The 24,445-nt window shown below is 38.2% G+C and carries 18 protein-coding genes and 1 pseudogene; 3 read left to right on the forward strand and 16 right to left on the reverse strand.

The window, feature by feature from the left end; all coding sequences use genetic code 11:
* Positions 1-31 precede the first annotated feature (31 nt).
* Positions 32-1,933, reverse strand: a complete 1,902-nt coding sequence (gene glgB, locus IGI38_RS07125; protein WP_438728281.1) for a 1,4-alpha-glucan branching protein GlgB — start codon at positions 1,931-1,933, stop codon at positions 32-34.
* A gap of 423 nt (positions 1,934-2,356) precedes the next feature.
* Here glgB and IGI38_RS07130 point away from each other — a divergent pair, with 423 nt between their 5' ends.
* The gene (locus IGI38_RS07130) at positions 2,357-2,911 is read left to right on the forward strand and encodes a DUF2179 domain-containing protein (RefSeq protein ID WP_438728283.1); all 555 of its coding nucleotides are present in this window, start codon (positions 2,357-2,359) and stop codon (positions 2,909-2,911) included.
* A gap of 2 nt (positions 2,912-2,913) precedes the next feature.
* On the opposite strand, the gene IGI38_RS07135 is transcribed toward IGI38_RS07130, so the two are convergent.
* From IGI38_RS07135 to IGI38_RS07170, 8 genes are all read right to left on the reverse strand, one after another.
* Positions 2,914-3,777 carry an alpha/beta hydrolase gene (locus tag IGI38_RS07135; RefSeq protein WP_438728285.1) on the reverse strand — a complete coding sequence of 288 codons (864 nt, stop codon included), beginning with the start codon at positions 3,775-3,777 and terminating at the stop codon, positions 2,914-2,916.
* A 4-nt stretch (positions 3,778-3,781) separates the two neighbouring features.
* Positions 3,782-4,582 (reverse strand): DUF1803 domain-containing protein, encoded by an 801-nt coding sequence (locus IGI38_RS07140; RefSeq protein ID WP_438728287.1) that lies wholly within the window; start codon positions 4,580-4,582, stop codon positions 3,782-3,784.
* A 195-nt stretch (positions 4,583-4,777) separates the two neighbouring features.
* Positions 4,778-5,707, reverse strand: coding sequence for a manganese-dependent inorganic pyrophosphatase (locus IGI38_RS07145; RefSeq protein ID WP_438728289.1), 930 nt, complete (start codon positions 5,705-5,707; stop codon positions 4,778-4,780).
* Between the two features lie 147 nt (positions 5,708-5,854).
* Positions 5,855-6,640 (reverse strand): pyruvate formate-lyase-activating protein, encoded by a 786-nt coding sequence (gene pflA, locus IGI38_RS07150; RefSeq protein ID WP_438728291.1) that lies wholly within the window; start codon positions 6,638-6,640, stop codon positions 5,855-5,857.
* 218 nt (positions 6,641-6,858) lie between these two features.
* Positions 6,859-9,150 carry a formate C-acetyltransferase gene (gene pflB, locus IGI38_RS07155; protein ID WP_438728293.1) on the reverse strand — a complete coding sequence of 764 codons (2,292 nt, stop codon included), beginning with the start codon at positions 9,148-9,150 and terminating at the stop codon, positions 6,859-6,861.
* A gap of 286 nt (positions 9,151-9,436) precedes the next feature.
* Positions 9,437-11,884 (reverse strand): DNA topoisomerase IV subunit A, encoded by a 2,448-nt coding sequence (parC, locus tag IGI38_RS07160; RefSeq protein ID WP_438728295.1) that lies wholly within the window; start codon positions 11,882-11,884, stop codon positions 9,437-9,439.
* Between the two features lie 14 nt (positions 11,885-11,898).
* A complete protein-coding gene (gene parE, locus IGI38_RS07165; protein ID WP_438730355.1) occupies positions 11,899-13,926 on the reverse strand; it encodes a DNA topoisomerase IV subunit B in 2,028 nt (675 codons plus the stop codon).
* A gap of 264 nt (positions 13,927-14,190) precedes the next feature.
* The gene (locus IGI38_RS07170; protein ID WP_438728297.1) at positions 14,191-14,613 is read right to left on the reverse strand and encodes a CoA-binding protein; all 423 of its coding nucleotides are present in this window, start codon (positions 14,611-14,613) and stop codon (positions 14,191-14,193) included.
* A 126-nt stretch (positions 14,614-14,739) separates the two neighbouring features.
* On the opposite strand from IGI38_RS07170, the gene plsY reads away from it, so the two are divergent.
* Complete coding sequence (gene plsY, locus IGI38_RS07175; RefSeq protein WP_438728299.1) at positions 14,740-15,369, forward strand: glycerol-3-phosphate 1-O-acyltransferase PlsY; 630 nt, start codon at positions 14,740-14,742, stop codon at positions 15,367-15,369.
* Positions 15,370-15,984, forward strand: a pseudogene (locus IGI38_RS07180) (NUDIX hydrolase N-terminal domain-containing protein).
* A 100-nt stretch (positions 15,985-16,084) separates the two neighbouring features.
* Here the strand turns inward: IGI38_RS07180 and IGI38_RS07185 are convergent.
* From IGI38_RS07185 to topA, 7 genes are all read right to left on the reverse strand, one after another.
* A complete protein-coding gene (locus tag IGI38_RS07185) occupies positions 16,085-16,954 on the reverse strand; it encodes an aldose 1-epimerase family protein (RefSeq protein WP_438728301.1) in 870 nt (289 codons plus the stop codon).
* Between the two features lie 155 nt (positions 16,955-17,109).
* Positions 17,110-17,898, reverse strand: coding sequence for a GTP-sensing pleiotropic transcriptional regulator CodY (gene codY / locus IGI38_RS07190; protein WP_438728303.1), 789 nt, complete (start codon positions 17,896-17,898; stop codon positions 17,110-17,112).
* 18 nt (positions 17,899-17,916) lie between these two features.
* The gene (gene hslU, locus IGI38_RS07195; protein WP_438728305.1) at positions 17,917-19,308 is read right to left on the reverse strand and encodes an ATP-dependent protease ATPase subunit HslU; all 1,392 of its coding nucleotides are present in this window, start codon (positions 19,306-19,308) and stop codon (positions 17,917-17,919) included.
* Positions 19,309-19,341: 33 nt separating this feature from the next.
* Positions 19,342-19,887 carry an ATP-dependent protease subunit HslV gene (hslV, locus tag IGI38_RS07200; RefSeq protein ID WP_438728307.1) on the reverse strand — a complete coding sequence of 182 codons (546 nt, stop codon included), beginning with the start codon at positions 19,885-19,887 and terminating at the stop codon, positions 19,342-19,344.
* Between the two features lie 29 nt (positions 19,888-19,916).
* Positions 19,917-20,816: a tyrosine recombinase XerC gene (xerC, locus tag IGI38_RS07205; protein ID WP_438728309.1), complete on the reverse strand. Its 900-nt coding sequence runs from the start codon at positions 20,814-20,816 to the stop codon at positions 19,917-19,919.
* 201 nt (positions 20,817-21,017) lie between these two features.
* A complete protein-coding gene (gene trmFO / locus IGI38_RS07210; protein ID WP_438728311.1) occupies positions 21,018-22,316 on the reverse strand; it encodes an FADH(2)-oxidizing methylenetetrahydrofolate--tRNA-(uracil(54)-C(5))-methyltransferase TrmFO in 1,299 nt (432 codons plus the stop codon).
* A 20-nt stretch (positions 22,317-22,336) separates the two neighbouring features.
* Entirely contained in the window at positions 22,337-24,415 is a 2,079-nt protein-coding gene (topA, locus tag IGI38_RS07215; RefSeq protein ID WP_438728313.1) for a type I DNA topoisomerase, read from the reverse strand.
* Between the last annotated feature and the right edge of the window lie 30 nt (positions 24,416-24,445).

A 24,445-nucleotide genomic window follows, 5' to 3' on the forward strand; every position in this document is an offset into this window, starting at 1 on the left:
GATGAAGGATTTTCCTTCATCTACCTCCCCTCTATTTTTTGCGTGTGTTAATTGATTCTGGTTTTAAAACAATAGCTCCCAGAGCTGGGACAATCGTCTTGATCAACTGGCCGTACTCTTTAAATTTGATTGGTTCACTTTGACGATCCTCGTTGTGTTTCGTCCAAGTCCCACCAAATTCTTTCATTTCAGTATTCCAAACTTCTTTATACGTTCCTGGGTATGGAACGCCTATGTGGAAATCATGGCGTTCAACCGGAGTCATATTTAGTATAATGATCAAAAAATCTTTTTTACGCTTTCCTTTGCGCATAAAGGTCAACACCGATTCATCTGTATTATCTGCATCAATAATTTCGATCGTGTCATAAGAATCTTCCAATTCCCATAAAGCCGTTTGGCTCTTATAAAAATCATTTAATTCGGCTGTAAAATGCTGCATTGAATGATTCATTGAGTCATTCAAGTCGTCCCATTCTAATCCTTCATCAAATTTCCATTCTAAAAATTGACCCCATTCACTTCCCATAAACAGTAATTTTTTACCTGGATGCATCATAAAATACGTGTATAAATTCCGCAATTGCGCAAATTGTTTATAGCGATCACCCCACATTTTATGCATCAAACTCTTTTTGCCATGAACTACTTCATCATGAGAAAGCGGCAAAATAAAATTTTCTTGCATCATGTACATGAAAGAAAAGGTAATTAAGTTAAAATTTTCACTTCGATAAACCGGATCCATCTCATAAAAACGTAAAACATCATTCATCCAGCCCATGTTCCATTTAAAATCAAAACCCAACGAACCACTTTCAATCAACCCAGTAACCGGTGTCTCAGAAGAACTTTCTTCCGCAATCATTAACACATTTGGATGTGCCAACTTGATTACTGCATTCAACTTTTGCAAAAAGTAATAGCCTTCAAAATTACGGTTTCCGCCTTCATGATTTGGTGTCCATGGACCATCATCGTAATCTCGATAAATCATGCTTGAAACAGCATCCACTCGAATGCCGTCCACATGAAACATCTCGATCCAGAACATCGCACTAGAAATCAGAAAACTTTGAACCTGAGGTTTGCCAAGATCAAAATTTATTGATCCCCAGCGATTATTTTTAGCTCGGTCCGGATCGGTATATTCAAATTGAGGCGTTCCATCATAATAAGGCAACGTGTCATCATTGATACAATAATGACCAGGCACCCAATCAACAAACACTCCGATGTTGTTCAAATGACATGCTTCTACAAAATCTTGAAAATCCGCCGGTGTGCCATAGTAAGAGCTCATTGCAAAATAACCAATTAGCTGATACCCCCACGAACGTCCCAATGGATGCTCCATTAATGGCATAAACTCAACATGTGTATAATTCATTTCGACCAAGTAAGGAATCAGTTCCTGCTTCAAATCGGCGAAACTGTAGGGCGTCCCATCTTCATGATACTTCCAAGAGCTGGCATGCATCTCGTAAATATTCAACGGCCGTTTAAACGCATTCGCTCGTTTGCTTCGTCCGCGCCATAAACCATCTTTCCATTTCTTTTCGGGGAAATTATATAGTTCCGCTGCATCGCCAGGACGTTTTTCAAACCGAACAGCGAATGGATCAATTTTCAGAATCTCTCGACCATCGGCTTGTTTCACCTTAAACTTGTAAAGATCCCCCTCTTTTGCAGCATCTGTATAAACTTGCCAGATTCCGCTTGAGTCATCTTTTTCCATTGGCAAGTCTTGCCAGTCATTGAAATCTCCAACTAAAGAAACCGCTAGTGCATTCGGTGCCCATACTCTAAAAACATGCCCATCTTCCTCTTGGTGTGCTCCCAACATCTGTTGTGCATAAAAATTTTCTCCAGACAAAAATGATTTCTTAGCATCATCCACTTGTTGCTTTTCATCTTGCATAGTATTTTTCATGAGAACCACCTTTTTAATCGAACGACAAAGCGCTCTTAAATTACATTTCAATGTGTAAAGTTTAATAATAAAAACATACCTTGTTTTATTATAATAACACAAACCCAAGATAAATAACGTATCAAGCGTTTTCTGCATTCCTCTCTACATTATTAAATGCCTCTATCTAACATTATATTATAATAAGATTTAAAATAGAAGTTAAAATTTCCAATTCTTTTAAATAAGTTCATTTAGCACATATAAATAACACTCGTTATTATCTTGATCGTTTTTTTTGATAGTTTATAAAAGTTTTTCTTTTACTTATTTCCTTCTATTTGCTTTTTACTAGAATAATCGTTAGGCTGGTAATCATAAGAAAAAACACGAACAATAAAACCCAATAAATTTGAAAAATATAAAATAAAGGGGTTCTTTTATTTGGTTGATATTAAAATGCTGGTAATGATCTTTTTTATTAATTTTGCGTACGTTACATTGAATACTCTTCGTTTTATGCTTACGATGAAGGGGTATCGCGTTTTAGCTCCTTTAATGAGTATGGTAGAAATTACTATCTACATTCTCGGGCTGTCAATGGTCTTAAATCGTTTAGATAACCCTATCAATCTACTGACATATGCCTTAGGATACGCAATCGGAATTAGTGTTGGCATAAGAATTGAAGACAAATTAGCTTTAGGCTATATCATGGTCACTGTCATATTACCAACTAATACTGATCAAGAATCGAGCTTACCTCGTATTTTGAGAGAGAACGGATATGGCGTCACACAATCCTATGGAGAAGGTCTTGAAGGTGGGCGAATGATCTTAGAGATTTTATCTCCACGTAAAACAGAACGTACCCTTTATGCATTGATTAAAGAAGTTGAAGAGCGCGCCTTCATTATCTCCTATGAACCAAAATATATCTCTGGCGGGTTCTGGACAAAAAAAGTTCGCAAACGTCAAAAAAACAGCTTGAAGCACTAGCTTCAAGCTGTTTTTTTCCATATAAATTGGATCAATTTTTTTTCTAACTTATCACTCTTAGTTATCGTCGAATGAGCGCCGCTTTTTCCTGTAACAGTTAGTTCCTGATAGCTCTTTGCATGTTTTTGGAATAGTAAGCGCAAGGAAAATGCACTATGCGTTGAAACAGAGCCATCACTATCTGTTTCGTCCTGCAAGTTTCCCGCGACATTAAGTACTTGTAAATTCGAGGGTAAGCGATTCATAGCTTGATCAAAATATTGATAGATCGGAGTTTCCCCGCTTGGTCCATTTTCTGTTAATTCATAAGCAAAAATCTCTTCCGTATCTTCAGCGATTTCCAAGTCATTAAAGGGTGCAGCGATCGCAACAAAACGGTCAGTCACTGGTGTTTTATCTCCCGCATACTCTAATAAATAGCGTAGCGACGAAACCCCGCCCATAGAATGGCTGACAAGATTGACACGTGTTACCTTTTGTTCATACAAATAGCGCATTACTTTATCAATCCACTTGCTTTGAGTTATTTCATCCGTTACATCTTTTGCAAAAAGGACCATGATCGTCGGATTATCATTTCTATTCTTCAATCTTCCTTCGACAGTTAGCTTACCATCCGCTTGAACTACAATCGTCATCTCACGTTTAGCGACATTCTCTCGTTCAAATCTCCGTAAAAGCGGTCCAAAAGAAAAGGAGTTCCCTTCATACCCATGAATAAAGACTGTAGGCACATTTGAATAATGAATACCTTTCTGTTTTGCTAATGTGCCTGGACTGAAGTAGCGCACCTTCGCATAATAAATACCGCCAAACACCAATAAAAAACTAACAATCAAAATAAATCCCTTTATTATTCGTTGCATTTTTTCATGCCTTCTTTTTTATTAAGTACGTAAAACTTTCTCTGTCAGCTAACAGTCGTTCAGCTAATTGTCGCACAAAAAAGAAACGTGTCCGGCTATCTAATTCTCGATCAAAGTCATAAGATATACTCTTAGTATAGAACGGAATAACCAATTGCCATTCCGGATCAGCGGTAATCACTTGAGTGGTCAGCAAGCTATCCACAAAGATCGAGTCTCGTCGCGGCGGCTTGCTTGCCATTACACGATCGAAAATTAGGTCCAACTGATTGCTGAAAAATTCCTGATTAACATCCCCAATAAGCGAAGCCAGATTCGGGAATAATTTTGGTTGGTCAATATTCACAAAATAATTCGCTAATGTTTCTGGTAATTTTCCTGCGCGATTAATTGTCACTAATTGAAAGTTATCATTTTCTAATCGGTTAAATCTCGGAAAAATAAAATCTATCGCGAGTATATCGCTAAATTCATCAACCCTCAGTATTTCACCTAACCAAACCAATAGCTCATCGATCGAATACTTTTCATCTGCCTCTTGAATAACTTTTTCGACGATTTCAGTCGTTGGATAATCCTTAATTACTGGTAAAGAAAAATAATAGCGGCGATCCTGACGAGTAATAATACCGTTGTCAATCAAAAAATCGATATCTTTATCTAAATGTTTATGATACGGAAATTTTTTTCTAATCTCACGCAGGATCACTGGCTCTTGCAGTTTCTCAAAATAATTCAATAATTCTTGAATTTCTGTACGCTTTAAAAAAAGTTGAATTTTTTTGTTGTTCGTATAGATTTGCATAGCAATCTCCTTTCCAAAAATGGAGAACCTTTTTAACTCAATATTTAATTATGGTCTTTTGAGCACCAACCATTCCATAGATAAAAAAATTGCTTAAAACAATTTGTTGAGCTCAATGTCCATTTGAATTATAGTCCTCTTTAAAAAATTCCACAAAAAAGTGGACTTCCAAAGTCCACTTTTTAAAAGCTCGAATTATTTTTCAAACGCTTCGGTCAATTGAGGTACGATTTGCTTCTTACGTGATACAACACCTGGTAAGAATGCACGGTCATTTTCAAGTTGTACTTTAAATGCTTCGGTAACCATTTCTCTTGGTTCACCGGCTATTAATAATTCTGAATCAGAATCAAGTACATTTGTAACAAGCAGTAAGAATAAATCATAACCATTCTTGACATTTTCAGCCAACATCGCATCACGCAAAGCAGCTTGACGAGTGAAAACTTCAGCCAAATCTACCGTATTAACCTGCGCAATTCGAACAGTTTTTCCTGCCATAGGAAATGACTTAGCATCTAAATCCAATAATTCTGCTTCAGATTTATTACTTAAATTTGTTCCAGCTTTTAATAAATCAAGCCCATAGCTGTTCAACTCAATACCAGCAATTTCAGCTAATTCATTTGCGGCATCAATATCCTCTTGCGTGCAAGTCGGTGATTTGAATAATAATGTATCGGAAACAATCGCTGATAACATCATGCCCGCGATTTTTGCAGGAACAGCAATACTGTTTTCTTTGTATAGTTTTAGAACAATCGTCGACGTACACCCAACTGGTTCAGCACGATAATATAAAGGGTTTGCTGTTTGGAAGTTTGCAATCCGGTGATGGTCAACTACCGCTAAAATATTCAGATCTTCAATGTCGGCCACACTTTGTTGAAATTCATTGTGGTCAACTAACATTACATCATTTGTTTCAGCCGCGATTTTTTTTACCGCACGTGGCGCTGTCAAACCAAAATGATCCAAAGCAAATTGTGTCTCTTCATTTGGTGTTCCAAGCGCTACTGCTTCGGCATCCACACCTAATTCCTTTTGCAAGTTAGCAAATGCAATCGCTGCTCCAATCGCATCCGTGTCAGGGTTTTGGTGTCCAAAAATTAAAACTTTTCCCATAGTTTATTCGCTCCTTTAAATAAGTTCTTCTTTATCATATCAAAAAAAATGAAAAGAGCAACAACATGCCGCTTTTTTAAATCATATTCCAAAACTATCTAAATAAAAATCGGGTAAAGAACACTCCACCCGATTTTTTTGTTTTATTTAATTTTTACGCTTCAAATAGCCTTTATAATCTTCAGTATGCAATATCTTTTTAGCATTCTCTACACGATCATCAGTAGGTGGTTCAATTCCTTCTAAAGGATACTTCATTCCCATTTCTTCCCACTTATATTTCCCCATCGTATGATAAGGCAGGATTTCAACCTTATCAACATTGTTTAAGCTCTTAATAAATGTATCTAATCGAATTAAAAATTCGTCATAGTCGCTTCTAAAAGGTACCAGCACATGGCGTATCCAAACAGGTTTATTGATGTCAGAAAGATATTTCGCCATCTCCAAGATATTGTCGTTACTTTGACCAGTCAATTCTTTATGCTTTTGATTATCGATCTGTTTAATATCAAATAAAACCAGATCTGTATATTTCATCAATTCCTCAAATTTCGAGAAAAATGGTTCGTCAAATGTAAAGGGCTTGCCACAACTATCTAAAGTCGTGTTAATTCCCAGCTCTTTTGCCTTTTTAAATAAATCAATTAAAAAATCAATTTGCAATAATGGTTCCCCACCACTTACAGTGATACCACCTTTTTTACCCCAATAGCTTTTATAATTCACTGCTTCCTTTAAAATATCATCAGCAGTTCTCTTTTTAGCTTTTGGATCATTGATTTTCCAAGTATCCGGATTATGGCAGAATTGACAACGCATACGACACCCTTGCATAAAGACAATAAAACGTACTCCCGGTCCGTCAACAGATCCGAAACTTTCAATTGAATGGACATTTCCGACAATAGGTTGTTCAGTCACAGCAGACATAAACAGGCCCCCTCTTAATATATGTAAAATTTTTTAAGTGTTGATTTTCACTACGCATACCAACAAATTGGTTTTTTTATGAGACTATAAGTAAATGACTTTTTTCATGCGATTATTCTTCTAAATCCAGCTTAAGCTCTACTAAACTGGTAAAAGTAAGGCGAATAGACCTCCGTCCATCCGCCCTTACTATACCTTTAATTATTGTAATCAACAGCTTACATTTTTGCGTGGAATGTACGGCTGATAACATCTTCTTGCTGTTCACGAGTCAAGTCGATGAATTTAACTGCATATCCAGAAACACGGATCGTAAAGTTCGCATATTCTTCTTTTTCTGGATGTTCCATTGCATCGATTAATTTTTCTTTACCGAATACGTTCACGTTTAAGTGATGTGCTCCTTGATTGAAGTAACCATCTAAAACGTTCGTCAAGTTTTCAATCCGCTCATCTTCATCATGTCCTAAGGCATCAGGATTAATACTTTGAGTATTTGAAATACCGTCTAATGCATATTCGTATGGTAATTTTGTCAATGAGTTAAGAGATGCCAATAACCCATTTTGTTCAGCACCATAAGATGGATTTGCTCCTGGAGCCAACGGTTCACCGGCTTTACGTCCATCAGGCATTGTACCAGTTGCTTTACCATAAACAACGTTTGAAGTAATTGTTAAGATTGAAGTTGTTGGTTCTGAGTTACGGTAAGTATGGTAGTGTTCTAATTTTTCCATAAATGTTTTCAATACCCAAACCGCTAAATCATCCGCACGAGCGTCGTCATTACCATATTTAGGGAACTCACCATCGATCTTAAAGTCAGTAACAATTCCATCTTCGTCGCGAATTGGGAAGACCTTCGCATACTTGATAGCTGCTAACGAATCGACAACATGTGAGAATCCAGCGATTCCCGTTGCGAATGTACGTTTTAAGTCAGTATCCATCAACGCCAATTCAGCTGCTTCATAGTAATATTTGTCATGCATATAGTGGATTGCATTCAATGTATTCACATACATACCCGCTAGCCATTCAAGCACTTCATCATATTTAGCCATAACATCGTCAAAGTCCAATGCATCGTCTGATTCGATTGGGCGGAAATCAGGTCCGACTTGTGCTTTAGATTTTTCATCAACACCGCCGTTAATTGCATATAACAAAGCTTTTGCTAAGTTAGCGCGAGCACCAAAGAATTGCATTTCTTTCCCTGTTTGTGTAGCAGATACACAGCAGCAGATTGCGTAATCATCTAACCATACTGGGCGCATTACATCATCATTTTCATATTGAATTGAAGATGTGTCAATTGAAATTTTTGCTGCATAGTCTTTGAACCCTTCTGGTAAACGAGAAGAATACAATACAGTCAAGTTTGGTTCTGGAGATGGTCCCATATTTTCTAATGTGTGTAAGAAACGGAAATCATTCTTAGTAACCAATGTACGTCCGTCCATACCCATACCAGCAATTGATAATGTTGCCCAAACCGGGTCACCAGAGAATAACTCATTGTATGATGGAATACGTGCAAATTTAACCATACGTAATTTCATTACCAAATGATCAATCAATTCTTGCGCCTGTTCCTCTGTCAATATGCCATTTTGGATATCGCGTTGAATATAGATGTCCAAGAAAGTAGAAACACGGCCGATTGACATTGCAGCACCATTTTGTTCCTTAATTGCTGCTAGATAACCGAAGTATGTCCATTGAACAGCTTCTTTCGCATTTTCTGCTGGACGAGAGATATCAAAGCCATAAGCTTCTGCCATTTCTTTAATACGTTTTAATGCCTTGTATTGATCACTAATTTCTTCACGTAGACGAAGGTCTTCTTCTGTGAATTGACCATGACCACAATTTGCATGATCTTTTAATTTTTGCTGCATCAAATAATCAATACCATATAAAGCTACACGACGATAGTCACCAACGATACGTCCACGTCCGTAAGTATCTGGAAGCCCTGTAATGATCTTAGCACGACGAGCTGCACGAATTTCTGGAGTATAGACATCAAATACAGCTTGGTTATGAGTTTTATGATAATCATTGAAGATTTCAGTATATTTAGGATTTGGTGTGTAGCCATAGCTTTCAAGTGATTCTTCAGCCATACGAATACCGCCATAAGGCATGAATGCACGTTTCAAAGGCTTATCAGTCTGAATACCAACGATTGTTTCTTTATCTTTCATATCTTCGTCAATATAACCAGCACCGTATGCGTTAGCAGCAGATACGATATCCGCTTCCATATCTAGCACTCCGCCATTTTCGCGTTCTTGCTTTTGAAGTTCTTGCAACTTATTCCATAATGCATTGGTTTCCTCAGTTGGATCAGCTAAGAAGTCAGCCGCGCCTTCATAAGGTGTGTAGTTTGCTTGGATAAAGTCCCGAGTATTGATCTCGTTCTTCCATAGATGACCTTTAAAGCCTTCCCATGCAGACTTTTCAGTGTTTTTCATTTTTTCTAGTTCATTTGTTGCAGTTCCCATTCCAAAAGGACCTCCTTAGAATAATAAAAACTTAATTGCTACAGCTTTACGAACAAAGTATAACACATAAATTCTATTATGCAAGCCTTTCCTTGTGAAAGATTAATTAGAAAATAAGATATTCCTGAAATCGCTAGCAAACCCTTTATATAATGGGATTTTCTAGTAAATATCGAATTAATCCTTTTGCTCGAACTATGTATTTTTTCGTATTTTGTGATAAAAAAAACGGGTATCTGTTTTAAAACAGATACCCGGCTGTATTACTATTTTATAGTACAGAAAGCTATTCCTCACTTAATTCCTGAGGGTGATAAACAGAGAAAAGCTCTCCTTCTTTTTTCTCATCAATTGCAAACGTGCCATTTGACATTCGGTCGCTAATAGCGACATTAGATACCTCAATTTCTTTTTCGATACCTTTGCTGGACGTCAAAATAAGTCTTCCTTCAGTCTCCGTCGTCATGTAAGTGAGTCGATGCGGATTTTTCTTTAACTCACGGAAAATCATTAAGCCACGCTTAGCACGTCCCAATTGCGGCAATTCCTGCGCAAGCATTCGTTTTGCTGCACCACGTTGACTTAATAATAGAATTGGCGAATCTCCTTCAGAAGGAACTAAACCGCCCGCTATTACATAGTCGCCATCTTTAAGGTTGATAGCCTTAACGCCGGCTGCTTTAGAACCCACTACAGGTACTTCTTCTAACGGATAACGCAAACCAAACGCTCGATGCGAAGCAATAAAAACATCTACATTACGGACCTCATCCGTTAAGAAGACTGATACAATCTGATCTGTATCGCTTTTCATTTTCATCGCAGTTGTAGGTCGGCTACGATAGGTGCGCCAAGGCGAAAATTCTGTCATACGAGTTTGTTTGATCATACCTTCCTTACTCATGAAGATAAAGAGTTTGTTTGCATCAATCTCTTTATAAGGAAAGGCTGCTATTATTTCTTCTGTCATAGATAAGTTAGTAATGGTTTGTGAGATGTGTTCTCCCACATCTTTCCATTTTAGTTCAGTGATTTCATGAACTGGTCGATAAATCATATTTCCATGATTCGTTAAAATCAACAAATGTTCAAGTGTGTTCAGCTTATCAATAAAGATAATAGAATCGCCATCTTTCATCCCGTGTTCATCAGGACGTGAAGCATTGTATGAGCGTAGACTGCTACGTTTCAAATAGCCCTCTTTTGTTAAAGTAACAATCACATCTTCTTGTGCGATTAATACTTCTGTCTCGATCTTGATCTCGCTGATTTCATCTTCTATTTTTGTCAAGCGATCATTGCCGTAATTCTTTTTGATTTGGCGCAACTCTTGTTTCATAACTTTATGCAGTTCTTTTTCACTGTCCAAAATTAAATGTAATTCTTTGATCTCACCAGCTAGCTCAGCTGCTTCTTTTTCTAATTGAGTGATATCAGTATTGGTCAAGCGGTACAATTGCAAGGTCACAATCGCTTCAGCTTGCTCTTCGCTGAAGTCAAAACGTTCGACTAAATTGTTTTTTGCATCCTTTTTATCTTTACTGTTGCGAATCGTTGCAATAACCTCATCCAATATCGACAAAGCCTTCATTAAACCTTCAACAATGTGTTGACGTTTTTGCGCCTTAGAAAGTTCGAACTGACTACGTTTTGTGATTACAGATTTACGATGGCCGATATAACTTTCTAAAATATGTTTCAAACCAACTTGTTGCGGAGTCATATTGTCGATCGCAACCATGTTGAAATTATAGTTGATTTGCAAATCAGTATTCTTGAATAAGTAATTTAGAATACCTTCTGCATTAGCGTCTTTCTTAAGTTCTACAACGACCTGCAGCCCCGTCCGATCTGATTCATCACGAACCTCAGCAATCCCGTCAATTTTTTTATTCAAACGGATTTCATCCATCTTTTTGACTAAAACAGCTTTATTCACCTCATAAGGAATCTCATGAATGACGATTTGCTGTTTCCCGCCTTTAAGCGGTTCAATCGAGGTTTTTGAACGAAGGATTACTTTGCCCTTTCCTGTTTCGTATGCTTTTTTAATTTCAGCCTTTCCTTGTAGAATTCCTCCTGTTGGAAAATCTGGACCCGGAATATATTCCATAATTTTTTCTAACGAAGCATTTGAATGGTCAATCAAATAGATTGCACCATCGATAACCTCGGATAGATTATGTGTAGGGATCTCAGTCGCATATCCGGCAGAAATACCAGTTGAACCATTAACCAACAAGTTTGGGTATGCTGCTGGTAACACTGTTGGCTCTTTTTCTGTATCATCAAAGTTCCATACGAAGTCAACGGTTTCTTTCTCGATATCTTTTAACATCTCACCGCTTAATTGAGATAATCGTGCTTCTGTATAACGCATTGCAGCAGGTGGATCACCATCCATCGAACCATTGTTACCATGCATCTCGATTAGTACCTGACGCAATTTCCAATCTTGGCTCATTCGAACCATCGCTTCATAAATTGAACTGTCTCCATGAGGATGATAATTCCCCATGATATTACCAACAGATTTTGCAGATTTACGGAAACCTTTATCGTAAGTATTGCCATCTTTATTCATAGCAAACAGAATACGACGTTGTACGGGTTTCAAGCCGTCACGAATATCCGGCAGCGCACGTTCTTGAATAATATATTTAGAATAGCGGCCAAAACGGTCCCCCATTACTTCTTCCAAAGTTAATTCTTGAATTGAATGCTTAGTATCCATTAATTGACCACCTCCTACTCATCAAACAAACTGATTACTTTTACTTCGTCAGCCGTTTCTTCTTTTTCTTGTTGTTCAGCCACTGGAACTGTAGATATTTCTTCTTTATTATCCAGTAAACTACCGTCCTCTTCTAAAGTAAATTGCACATGGTTTTCGATCCATTTACGACGTGGCTCTACTTTATCGCCCATTAAGGTTGTAACGCGGCGTTCCGCTTGAGCAGCATCATCGATCCGTACACGGACAAGTGTACGATGTTCAGGATCCATGGTCGTTTCCCACAATTGATCGGCGTTCATCTCTCCTAGCCCTTTGTAACGTTGCAGCATATAGCCTTTACCAATTTTACTCGTTGCATCTTGTAGCTCATCATCTGTCCATGCGTATTCAATGACTTGTTTGCGTCCAGCACCTTTTGAAACTTTGTATAGTGGTGGTAAAGCGATATACACTTTTCCAGCCTCGATCAATGGCTTCATGTAGCGATAGAAGAAAGTCAATAACAAAACTTGAATATGAGCACCATCGGTATCCGCATCTGTCATAATAATTACTTTATCGTAATTACAGTCCTCAATCGAAAATTCCGGACCAACTCCAGAACCGATTGTGTAGATCATTGTATTAATCTCCTCATTTTTCAAGATATCCTGCATCTTGGCTTTTTCGGTATTAATAACTTTACCTCGTAATGGTAAGATTGCTTGGAATTTCCGATCACGACCTTGTTTCGCTGAACCACCGGCAGAATCCCCTTCGACTAAGAACAACTCATTTTTAGCGGCATTTCGAGACTGAGCTGGAGTAAGTTTGCCTGAAAGTAATGATTCGCCTTTTTTGCGTTTCTTGCCATTCCGACTTTCTTCACGGGCTTTACGCGCAGCTTCACGCGCTTCACGCGCTTTGATTGCTTTACGAACCAACATTTGGCTATTCTCACTATTTTCTTGCAAGTAGAAGCCCATTTGTTCGCCAATTACACTATCAACTGCACCACGAGCAGCAGGGGTTCCTAGTTTTTCTTTTGTTTGTCCCTCAAATTGCAGAAGATTCTCAGGGATGCGAACAGATAGAACTGCTGATAACCCCTCACGGAAATCTGATCCTTCAAGATTTTTGTCTTTTTCTTTTAACAAGCCAGATTTACGAGCGTATTCGTTGAAAGCTTTAGTCATAGATGTTTTCATCCCAGACTCGTGAGTACCGCCATCTTTTGTGCGCACATTATTAACGAATGAAAGAAGGTTTTCCGAATATCCATCGTTGTATTGATAAGAAAATTCAACTTCGATTCCATCACGTTCACCAGAAAAATAAACGACAGGAGTCAACGTATCCTTGTCTTCGTTCAAATATTCAACGAACTCTTTGATTCCTTCTTCGAAATGGAAGACTTCCGTAATCTTTTCTTCTCCACGTAGATCAGTCAAAATGATCTTAACACCCCGTAACAAGAACGCCGATTCACGTAAACGCTCGGATAAGGTTTCATAAGAAAAATTAAGTGTTGAAAAAATTTGAGCATCGGGTAAAAAATGCACAGTTGTTCCGTTTGGTTTACGAGTTTTGCCTATTTTTTTAAGAGTTCCTTGTGGCTTACCGCCGTCTTTGAATTCTTCACAGTATTCCACACCATCACGAACGATTGTGACATTCAACCATTCTGATAAGGCATTTACAACACTGGCACCAACACCGTGTAACCCACCAGACGTTTTATATCCACCCTGTCCAAACTTTCCGCCAGCATGCAGAATCGTAAAGATTACCTCTACTGTTGGGATTCCAGATGCATGCATCCCAACTGGCATTCCCCGTCCTTTATCGCTCACTTCTACACTATTATCCGGATGAAGAACAACTTCAATCTCATTTCCATAACCAGACAACGCTTCATCGACTGCGTTGTCGACGATTTCATAAACCAAATGATGTAAGCCGCGACCATCAGTCGAGCCGATATACATCCCAGGTCGTTTTCGAACCGCTTCTAATCCTTCTAATACCTGGATCGAAGCGTCATTATACTCGTTGTTCATTTTAACCAAGCCTACAACTCCTTACTTCTACTTTTACGTAATTATTTTCCTAATAAGAAAAATATTTTGTTTATTCGTACTGGATATCGCCGCACTATTTGATAAAAGATTTCTTGCCTGTTTATCAAACAATAAAAAGTGGGGTGAATTTCCTTTTCTAAAGTACATCATTTGTATGATACGCTAAAAAAGCTCAAAAAAAAAGCCTATCCTTCAACTGAAAAGGCATTTTAAGCTTTTTTTTTAAGAAAATCAACTAAGAGATTACGCTTTTTTGTTTAATTCGATCTTCACACAACGATCCATAACGATATCATTGCGCCCTTGATCTTGCAATATTTTAGCCGCCTCTTCATTGCTCAAACCAAGCTGAGCCCAAAAAACTTTGGCATCCGTTTTCAAAAATTCCTTTGCAACTGCTGGCAAAAATTCACTACGTCTAAAAATATCTACTATATCTATCGTCTCAGGTACTGCGACTAAATCTTCTACAACTGGAATCTCATTGATCGATTGGCCTGCTAATTTTGGATTAACTCCGTATAATTTATATCCATGAGATTTTAATACGTCAGCAATTTGATAACTTGTTTTTTCAGGCTTATCGCTTAATCCAACTATCGCAATCACTTTTGCTTCGTCCAAATACTGAAAAATCTTTTCTTGATTAGGATTTTGAAAACTCATCTGATTTCCCTCACTAAGTTCAATTTTTTATTTATTCACAATATTTAGTATATCACGGGATTAGAATTTGTTCACTCTTTTGAAATCTGATAAAATAGCCTTACTAACAAAGAAATGAGGATTCATATGAAAACCGCTATACTTTTGGTCCTAGCTTACCTTTTGGGCTCCATTCCTTCCGGTATTTGGATTGGAAAACTTTTTTTTAAGAAAGACATTCGTGAGTTTGGTAGCGGCAATTCAGGAACTACCAATACCTTTCGAGTGCTAGGCAGAACAGCAGGATTTGTTGTTTTCGCAATGGATTTATTGAAAGGCTCTCTGGCAACTGCTCTACCTATCATTTTTCATTTGAATATCAATCCGCTATGGTTTGGTTTAGTTGCTGTTATTGGGCACACAATGCCTATTTTTGCCGGTTTTAAAGGCGGCAAGGCTGTTGCAACTAGCGCTGGTATGTTACTGGCATTTGCACCTTTATTCTTTTTTTATTCATTGATTTTCTTTCTGATCATTCTTTATATCACCAGCATGGTCAGTGCTGCAAGTATTGCCTCAGCTGTCTTTGTGACTCTTTCTTCAATTGCTTTACCTTATATATGGCCAACAATTTTACCTACACATAACTGGTTACTCACGCTAGTTTGTTTTGCTTTGACCTGCTACATCATATATCGTCATAAAGAAAACATTCAACGGATTAAGACAGGTACGGAGAATCGTGTTTCGTTTGGACTAAATAAAAAGGAGAAATAGATGGAAGAGCAACTCTTAGAATGGGCAATTGAACTTCAATCTCTCGCACAAGCTGGTCTGACCTATACAAAAGATCCTTTTGATGAAGAACGCTTTGAACGCATTAGGAGTATCGCTGTAGAGATGCTCTCTGTACAGTCTCCAATCCCAATTCCAAAATTAAGAGAATTATTCGCTGCTGAAACTGGCTATCCCACACCAAAATTGGATACACGGGCAGCTGTTTTCAAAAATGAAAAGATACTGCTAGTCCAAGAAAGAAACGGCACTTGATCACTGCCGGGCGGGTGGGTCGATTTTGATCAATCTATCAAAGAAAATGCGGTTAAAGAAACACTAGAAGAAACAGGATTGTCTGTTGTTCCACAAAAAGTTATTGCTATCCAAGATCGCAATAAACACAATCTTCCCCGCTATGCCTATAGTGTTTGTAAAATTTTTATTGAGTGCCGTTTAATAAATGGCACTTTTGTCGAGAATATTGAAACAATTCAAATCGACTGGTTTGATAAGAACAGTCTACCCAAATTGGCTGAAGAGAAAAACACACGAGAACAAATCGAACTCTGCTTTAAGGCCCATAGTGATGATCAATGGCGTGTGCCTTTTGATTAAAAAAAGCTTGTCACTTCAGAAGTGACAGGCTTTTATGTTTTCATTAAGTCATAAGCAATCTGCTTCTATAAAGCATCTAAACTTGGAAAAAATCCGACTTTTAACTAACCGTAATGGAGAATTCTGTTTTAAAGTTCCCTTTCACAGCTAAACGATTCATTCCTTCTTTGTCTTCTAATCGCCCAGTACTATCCACAGTATCCGCAAAGCCCCACCATGGTTCAATGCAGACAAATGGTGCTTCAGCTGGGTATGGCGACCACAATCCTACGTAAGGAATATTATTATACGCTAAAGTGACACTATGCGACGATTCTTCACTGCCTAAAGTATAAGCATTTAAGCCCCGAGTTTCATAAATCAACGCATCCTCTTTAAACAGCTCACGACTCAATTGAATATTAGTATTCGTTTGACCGATCGTCTTCTGATTTAAATTTGCGTAAGGACCATCAAGAGGAATCTTTACTCGTGATTTTTGTGGAGAAAAAGCAATAAAATAATCCTCAAAGCTCAAATCATCTGTTAAAGGAATATTAAAGGCCGGATGTCCGCCCAATGCAAAAATCATTTCCTCGACACCAGTATTTTCAACATTAAAACGAATTCGGACTCCTTCCCCCCAAATCTCATAACTAATCGTCAAAGCAAAGTCAAATGGATACACTTTATGTGTCTCTTCATCGCTCTCTAACAAAAGAGTCACCTTATCTTTTGTTTGTTCTATGATCTTAAATTCTTTGTCACGAGCAAAGCCATGTTGGCCCATAGAGTATGTTTTTCCTTTATAAGTGTATTGATTATCTTTCAAGCGACCAACAAATGGAAATAAAAATGGTGCGTGACGATTCCAATACTTTGGATCTGCTTGCCAAACATATTCAATTTCATTAGCATACAAACTGACAAGTTCGGCTCCTTTTTCGTTAATCGTTGCTTGTAAGAAATCATTGCTGATTGTTACTGACATAAGTAACCCACTCCTTATTCCTACTAAATGTAATTATCAATTCTCACGGAAAAAATAATTTCAAGTTCCATGCCGTATACCATCCAACTAAACAATCAATCTTATGTTTCGGAATTCATTCGACTTGAAAAAATTGGACAGGCAGCTAGGCAGCTCTATTTATGACGTACTAACTCATCTTTAAACAATGGATTCAACACTTTTAAATAGGTCCCCTTCATACCTAAAGAACGGGATTCAATTATTCCTGCGGACTCTAATTTTCGCAAAGCATTTACAATCACTGATCGCGTAATGCCGATCTTATCTGCAATATTCGAGGCTGTCAATCGACCTTCGTCGCCCTCCAAAGCATCAAAAATTGCTTTAACCGCTTTTAACTCACTATAAGAAAGTGTACTGATTGCCATCTGTACAGCCGTTTGACTACGGATCTTTTCTTCCACATTTAAAAATTGTTGATACAAAATTTCCATTCCGATAACGGTCGCACCATATTCAGCCAAAACGAGGTCATCATCGTCAAAAGCCCCTTCTGTTCGCGCCAACACAATAGTACCTAAACGTTCCCCTGATCCAAAAATTGGAATGACCGTCGTCAACCCACTAGGATAAAGTTCTGCTCTTTCAGTCGGAAAAGCTGTTAATTCATTCGCTACAGGAATATTAGCCTCTGTTTTAAAAACTTCCTTCATTTCAGCTACATAGCTATCAGGAAATTGACGATCGACAAGAAACGAACGAACACGATCCGTATTAATATCAATCTTTTCGTTAAGTCCCAACAACTTCCCTTCTGCACCAATGATATAGGTCAATGAGCCTAAGATATCCCCTAAAATTCGCGCCATATTATTATAAGGTAATTCCGCAGTCGGTTCAAAGGCATTCTTCTGCTGCATTAACTTATTTATTTGACGTGTTTTCTCTAATAATGTTTCCACTTTTTCCCCTCCATTTTTTTAAAGAATATAACGACTTAAGTCTTTATTTTGAGCAATAGATACCAATTTCTCATCTACATATGCTTCGGTAATCTTGATTTCACCCATTTGCATATCAGGCGCTTCAAACAGTAGGTCTTCTAGCAATTTTTCCAGAATCGTATGTAAACGACGTGCACCAATATTGTCGGTTTCTCGATTCACATCAGAGGCAATCTGCGCAACTCGTTCGATTGCTTCTTGTGTAAAAATTATTTTGACATTTTCAGTACCAACTAAAGCGATATACTGTTTGATTAACGCATTATTAGGCTCAGTTAAAATTCTGACAAAATCTTCCGCTGATAAATCGTTCAGTTCTACTCTAATTGGGAAACGACCTTGTAATTCTGGAATTAAATCGCTTGGTTTAGACAAACTAAAAGCTCCACTAGCAATAAATAAGATATGATCTGTTTGAATTGCTCCATATTTAGTATTCACTTGCGATCCTTCAACAATTGGAAGAATATCTCGTTGGACACCTTCGCGAGATACTTCACCTGAATTTTGTTGTGATTTTGACGTAATTTTATCAATTTCATCGATAAAGATAATACCGGAACTTTCCGCCAACTTAATTGCAGCGGTAGAGATATCTCCTTCATTTACCAACTGAGCCTGCTCTTCTTTTACTAAAAGCTCCTGCGCTTCCTTAACAGTCACCGTGCGTTGAACTTTTTTCTCTGGTGTTAATGCTCCTAATGTATCAGATAAATCGATTCCCATCTGTTCTAACCCGTTATTCATCGGTGCTGCCTTTTTGGGTTCGGTCACTTCGATCGTTACTTCTCTTTGATCCAACAATCCTTTTTCTAATTGATCAAGAATAGTTTGACGATTGACCTTGATGTCCTCTGTCACTTCTTCTTTGGGCTCAGTTTGAGCTTGATTAAAAATATTCATCATCTGTTCATATGGATTGTTGCTTTGTTTCTGCTCTTTTTTAATTCCTGGAACTAAAACTTTGACTAAGCGCTTGTTCGCTCGTTTTAAGGCTTGCGAATACACTTTTGAGTATTGTTCCTTTTCAACAATCGTAATTGCATTCTCTACTAGATCACGTACCATTGATTCTACATCGCGACCAACGTAACCAACTTCTGTAAACTTAGTCGCCTCAACCTTAACAAAAGGAGCCTTAACGATTCGTGCCAAACGGCGAGCAATTTCTGTCTTTCCGACGCCTGTTGGCCCGATCATTAAAATATTTTTGGGTGTAACTTCTTGTTGCATTGACTCTTCTAATTGCATCCGACGATAACGATTGCGTAAAGCGATCGCTACTGAACGTTTTGCATCCTCTTGTCCAATGATGTATTGATCTAACTCGCTTACAATTTCTTTTGGTGTTTTATTAACTTCAGTCATCTTGATTCTCCTTACTCATAATTAATGAACGAATTACATTTCCTCAACAATAATATTATGGTTTGTGAAAACACAAATATCGGCGGCAATATTCAGTGCGCTTTCAGCCATTTCCTTCGCACTCATCTCAGAATTATGTTTTTTCATGGCACGAGCAGCAGCAAGAGCGTAGTTCCCGCCTGAACCAATCGCTAAAATACCATCATCTGGTGCAATTACTTCTCCATTACCAGAAACCAATAGCATCTCCTCGTCGTTCATAACAATCAATAAAGCCTCTAAATTTTTCATAGCTTGTTGTGTACGCCATTCTTGAGCTAGCTCAACAGCTGCTCTTTGAAGATTCCCATTATATTCGTTCAGCTTGCCTTCAAATTTTTCTTCTAGAGTAAAAGCATCTGCTACGCTTCCAGCAAAACCAACGACAACCTTACCGTTGTAGATTCGACGAACTTTACGTGCAGTCCCTTTCATGATAACTTGCTCTCCCATTGTAACTTGACCGTCACCAGCCATTGCTAATTTTCCATCTTTTTCGATCGCACAGATCGTGGTTGAATGAAATTTTGATTCAGACATTTTATTCTCTCCTTCGTTTAAATGAACTTCTAAGCTCTTGGATGAAATGAGCGATAACTTTTCTGTAAGCTTTCTTTTGTAACATGCGTGTAAATTTGCGTGGTTGATAGATTGGCGTGACCTAGTAATTCTTGCACTGTACGCAAATCTGCACCATTATTTAATAAATGCGTGGCAAACGTATGGCGCAGCATATGAGGATGAATATCATTAGTCAAACTACTCTTTTTGATAATTTGATTGAGAACATACTCGATACCAGTCGGTGTAATTTGCTCTCCCCGATGATTGATAAAAAGATAATCGTGCTTTTTGTCAAAATGATCCATCAATCTCTTGCGCCCATCGCATACAAATGCCTGAATTGCATCCGCCGCATACGACCCTAGTGGAACATATCGATCTTTATTTCCTTTACCGTGAATCAACATGACACTATTATCAAAATCTATCACTGACAAACTGAGATTGGCACATTCGCTAACTCGAAGACCCGATCCATAGAGTACCTCTAGTAACGCACGATTTCGTTGATCCAACGGTTCAGTTCCTTCAACGCTTTCAAAAAGAACTTCGATTTCTTTTTCATAAAAGAAGCGTGGCAGTCTGGCCTGTTTCTTCTTGAGATGTACGTAAGAAAAAGGATTCTCCATAATTTTTTCATGTCTTAAGTGATACTGATAAAAAGATCGTAAACTAGCAATCTTCCGACTGATTGTATTTCGACTGTACTTTCGATCATTCAAAAAAGCTAGGTAAACTCGGACATCCAAATGATCTACTGCCATCAACGAAGGTTCCCCCGAATCTTTTAGAAAATCGCAAAAGTCGTCTAAGTCCCGTTGGTACGCCTCTTTTGTTTTTTTCGAATAGCCGCGTTCTGTTATTAAATAACTCATAAACTCTTGCGTTGCTGCTTCGTTTTCCAAACTTTTTTCACCTCACAAACATATCACAAATGTAGCATAAGAGCTTTTTAAATACAATTGAATTGTCAGAATTTATTGACTTTTCACGAATATACTAACAATTCTTTACAGATATTTCATAATTACCTTCAAATCAAACATGAATCCGGTTTATTTTGTACAAATAAAAAAATCCATTGCCGAAGCAACGGATTTTTTTTTCTAAATATTCATGTCAGCCAGAGCATTCAAAGCTCTCTCTGCTAGTGTTTCATAACGTAGCTTCTTATCTCGAATTCGTTCTGGCAAACTAGGAAATAACCCAAAATTGGCATTCATCGGTTGAAAATGCTTTCCCTCCGCGTGAGTAATATAATAGGCCATCGCACCGAGCGCAGTCTCACGAGGAAATTCGATCAGTGCTTCATCCTTCGCCAGCCTAGCAGCATTCAACCCCGCAACTAATCCACTACCAGCGCTTTCTACATATCCTTCCACACCAGTCATTTGACCGGCAAAAAATAGATCATCTCTTTTTTGACTTTGATAGGTTGGTTTTAACAACTCTGGGGAATTCATAAAACTATTTCGATGCATAACACCATAACGTAGAAACTCAGCGTTTTCCAAACCAGGAATCATTTGGAACACGCGTTTTTGTTCCCCCCACTTCAAGTGAGTTTGAAAACCAACAATATTATACATTGATGCTGCAGCATTATCCTGACGTAACTGAATCACGGCATATGGACGTTTACCAGTCTTTGGATCCTCTAACCCCACAGGCTTCATAGGTCCGAATAACATGGTTTTGATACCCCGTTTAGCCATAACTTCGATCGGCATACAGCCTTCAAAAAATTTCTCTTTCTCAAATTCCTTTTGCGGGGCTACTTCTGCCTCGATCAAAGCTTCATAAAAACGCATAAATTCTTCTTCAGTCATTGGACAATTCAAGTACGCAGCTTCGCCTTTATCATAGCGAGATTTTAAATAAACCTTATCACGATTAATAGTAGAACTATCCAGAATTGGTGCCGCTGCATCGTAAAAATAAAAACCATGCGATCCGTTATATTCCGCTATTTCATTTGCGAGGGTTTCAGAAGTCAGCGGACCTGTCGCAATAATAGTGATTCCCTCAGGGATTCTAGTGATTTCTTCAGAAATGACAGTAATCAGCGGATGATTTTTGATTTTTTGTGTAATCAATTCAGAAAAGTTATTACGATCTACCGCTAAAGCTCCACCTGCTGGAACAGCTGTCTCATCTGCTGAAGTAATCACAACTGAATTCAAGCGACGCATCTCTTCTTTCAAGACACCGACCGCATTAGTTAAACCATTACCGCGCAATGAGTTACTACAAACAAGTTCCGCAAAATTTCCAGTGTGATGTGCTGGGGTAGATTTAATTGGACGCATTTCATATAAATTCACTGGGATCCCTGACTCTGCTAATTGCCACGCAGCTTCACTTCCGGCTAAACCGGCCCCAATAACATTAACAGTTTTTACCATCTATTCCTCACTTATAAAGTTTATTTTTGTACTGTTTCCTCGTAATCACCATTCACACAAACGACTTGTTTTCCGCCTTTGACTTTCTTCTCAACTAGATAACCACCGTCTTTCGGACAAGTCCGTCCAATTGGTTTATCCCAAGAAGTAAAGTCGCAGTCTGGGTAGCGTGAGCAGCCGTAGAATAAACGATTCTTCTTCGATTTACGTTCCACCACTTGTCCCTTATGGCAAACCGGACATTCAACACCAATTTCCTTAATGATCGGTTTTGTATTGCGGCAATCAGGGAAGTTGCTACAAGCATAGAATTTTCCATAACGTCCCAATTTGATCACCATTGGATGTCCACAGACATCACAATCGAATCCCGCTGGTTCGTCTTTGATTTGGATTTTCTCGATACCTTCTTCAGCTTTTTCTAGTTCGACAGCAAACGGTTTGTAGAAACGATCGACAACCGTTGTCCACTCCTCTTTGCCGTCCTCGACCTTATCCAAATCGTTTTCCATCTCAGCTGTAAAGTTAACATCTACGATTTGTGGAAAGAAATCAACAATCAAGGTATTAACAATTTCTCCAAGTTCCGTTGGTTCAAAACGTCGTTGTGTCAATTTCACATAGTATCGCCGTTGGATAGTATCTAAAGTCGGCGCATATGTTGAAGGTCGACCAACACCATTTTCTTCCAATGTTTTGATCAGCGTCGCTTCACTAAAGCGAGCAGGCGGTTGAGTGAAGTGTTGTTTAGGTTCAATATTAACAGATTTAACAACATCGCCTTTTTCCAGTTCTGGTAAGATATTTTCTTTATCTTCCTTGCCATCGTCACGACCCTCAATATAAACTTGCATAAACCCTTTAAATTTGATCTTAGAGCCATTAGCAATAAAGATTACACCATTTTGTTCTAACGTCACCTTCATTGTATCAAGTATTGCCGCAGTCATTTGACTAGCGACAAAACGTGACCAAATCAAAGTATAGAGTTTCAACTGGTCTTTGTCTAAATATTGTTTCATCTCATCAGGTGTCCGCTGAACACTAGTTGGACGAATTGCTTCGTGGGCATCTTGAGAGCCTTGGGGATTTTTCGCTTTACGAGCATGATGTTGCGAATACTCTTTCCCATAAGTTTTTTCAATAAATTCAGCTGCCTCAGTTTTTGCTGTATCCGAGATACGGGTTGAATCAGTACGCATATACGTAATCAAACCTACTGTACCCTGTTTTCCTAAAGCAATGCCTTCATACAGTTGCTGTGCAACCATCATGGTTTTTCTAGTACGGAAATTTAGTTTTCGAGCAGATTCCTGTTGCATATTACTAGTAGTAAATGGCAATGCCGGATTTCGTCTGCGTTCCTTTTTCTCAACCTTGGTTACTTCATAATCCTTACCATTAATCCGGGAAGTGACTTCCTTGACCGCTTCAGCATTGGGTAGTTTTTTCTTCTTACCGTCAACGCCCCAGAAATTAGCTTTAAATTTTTTGGTTTTTCTTTTGAAATTTCCATCAATACTCCAATATTCTTCCGGTACAAAATCACGAATTTCTTGTTCCCGATCAATGATTATCTTTAATGCGATTGATTGAACACGTCCGGCGCTTAATCCTTTTTTAATTTTTTTCCAAAGAATCGGTGAAATGGAATAACCAACTAGACGGTCCAATGCTCGACGTGCTTGCTGGGCATCAACCAACGAAACGTCAATTGAACGAGGTTCTTTAAAGGCCGCTTTTACTGCATCCTTAGTAATTTCATTGAAAACTACACGGTTTTTGTCTTTTAAGTCTAAACCTAATAAATAAGCAAGGTGCCATGCGATGGCTTCCCCTTCTCTATCCGGGTCACTTGCAAGATAAACTTTTTGCGCTTTCTTAGCCGCTTGTTTTAAACTTTTGATGACATCGCCCTTGCCGCGAATTGAGATATAATGGGGTTCATAATTGTTTTCAACATCAATTCCCATCTTGCTCTTCGGTAAGTCACGAACATGCCCAACACTCGCTACCACTTTATAATTTCTTCCTAAATATTTCTCAATGGTCTTTGCTTTTGCGGGTGATTCTACGATAACTAGGTATTTATAGGCCAAATGTTTTTGCCTCCTCAATTTTTTCTACTA

The sequence above is a fragment of the Enterococcus sp. AZ128 genome, assembly GCF_051714485.1.
Classification (GTDB): domain Bacteria; phylum Bacillota; class Bacilli; order Lactobacillales; family Enterococcaceae; genus Enterococcus_A.

Bases quoted from the DNA above. Each gene is read 5' to 3' on its own strand.
- glgB (WP_438728281.1), bottom strand. From the start codon at position 1,933: ATGAAAAATACTATGCAAGATGAAAAGCAACAAGTGGATGATGCTAAG.
- IGI38_RS07135 (WP_438728285.1), bottom strand. From the start codon at position 3,777: ATGCAACGAATAATAAAGGGATTTATTTTGATTGTTAGTTTTTTATTG.
- IGI38_RS07140 (WP_438728287.1), bottom strand. From the start codon at position 4,582: ATGCAAATCTATACGAACAACAAAAAAATTCAACTTTTTTTAAAGCGT.
- IGI38_RS07145 (WP_438728289.1), bottom strand. From the start codon at position 5,707: ATGGGAAAAGTTTTAATTTTTGGACACCAAAACCCTGACACGGATGCG.
- pflA (WP_438728291.1), bottom strand. From the start codon at position 6,640: ATGTCTGCTGTGACTGAACAACCTATTGTCGGAAATGTCCATTCAATT.
- pflB (WP_438728293.1), bottom strand. From the start codon at position 9,150: ATGGGAACTGCAACAAATGAACTAGAAAAAATGAAAAACACTGAAAAG.
- parC (WP_438728295.1), bottom strand. From the start codon at position 11,884: ATGGATACTAAGCATTCAATTCAAGAATTAACTTTGGAAGAAGTAATG.
- parE (WP_438730355.1), bottom strand. From the start codon at position 13,926: ATGAACAACGAGTATAATGACGCTTCGATCCAGGTATTAGAAGGATTA.
- IGI38_RS07170 (WP_438728297.1), bottom strand. From the start codon at position 14,613: ATGAGTTTTCAAAATCCTAATCAAGAAAAGATTTTTCAGTATTTGGAC.
- plsY (WP_438728299.1), top strand. From the start codon at position 14,740: ATGAAAACCGCTATACTTTTGGTCCTAGCTTACCTTTTGGGCTCCATT.
- IGI38_RS07185 (WP_438728301.1), bottom strand. From the start codon at position 16,954: ATGTCAGTAACAATCAGCAATGATTTCTTACAAGCAACGATTAACGAA.
- hslU (WP_438728305.1), bottom strand. From the start codon at position 19,308: ATGACTGAAGTTAATAAAACACCAAAAGAAATTGTAAGCGAGTTAGAT.
- hslV (WP_438728307.1), bottom strand. From the start codon at position 19,887: ATGTCTGAATCAAAATTTCATTCAACCACGATCTGTGCGATCGAAAAA.
- trmFO (WP_438728311.1), bottom strand. From the start codon at position 22,316: ATGGTAAAAACTGTTAATGTTATTGGGGCCGGTTTAGCCGGAAGTGAA.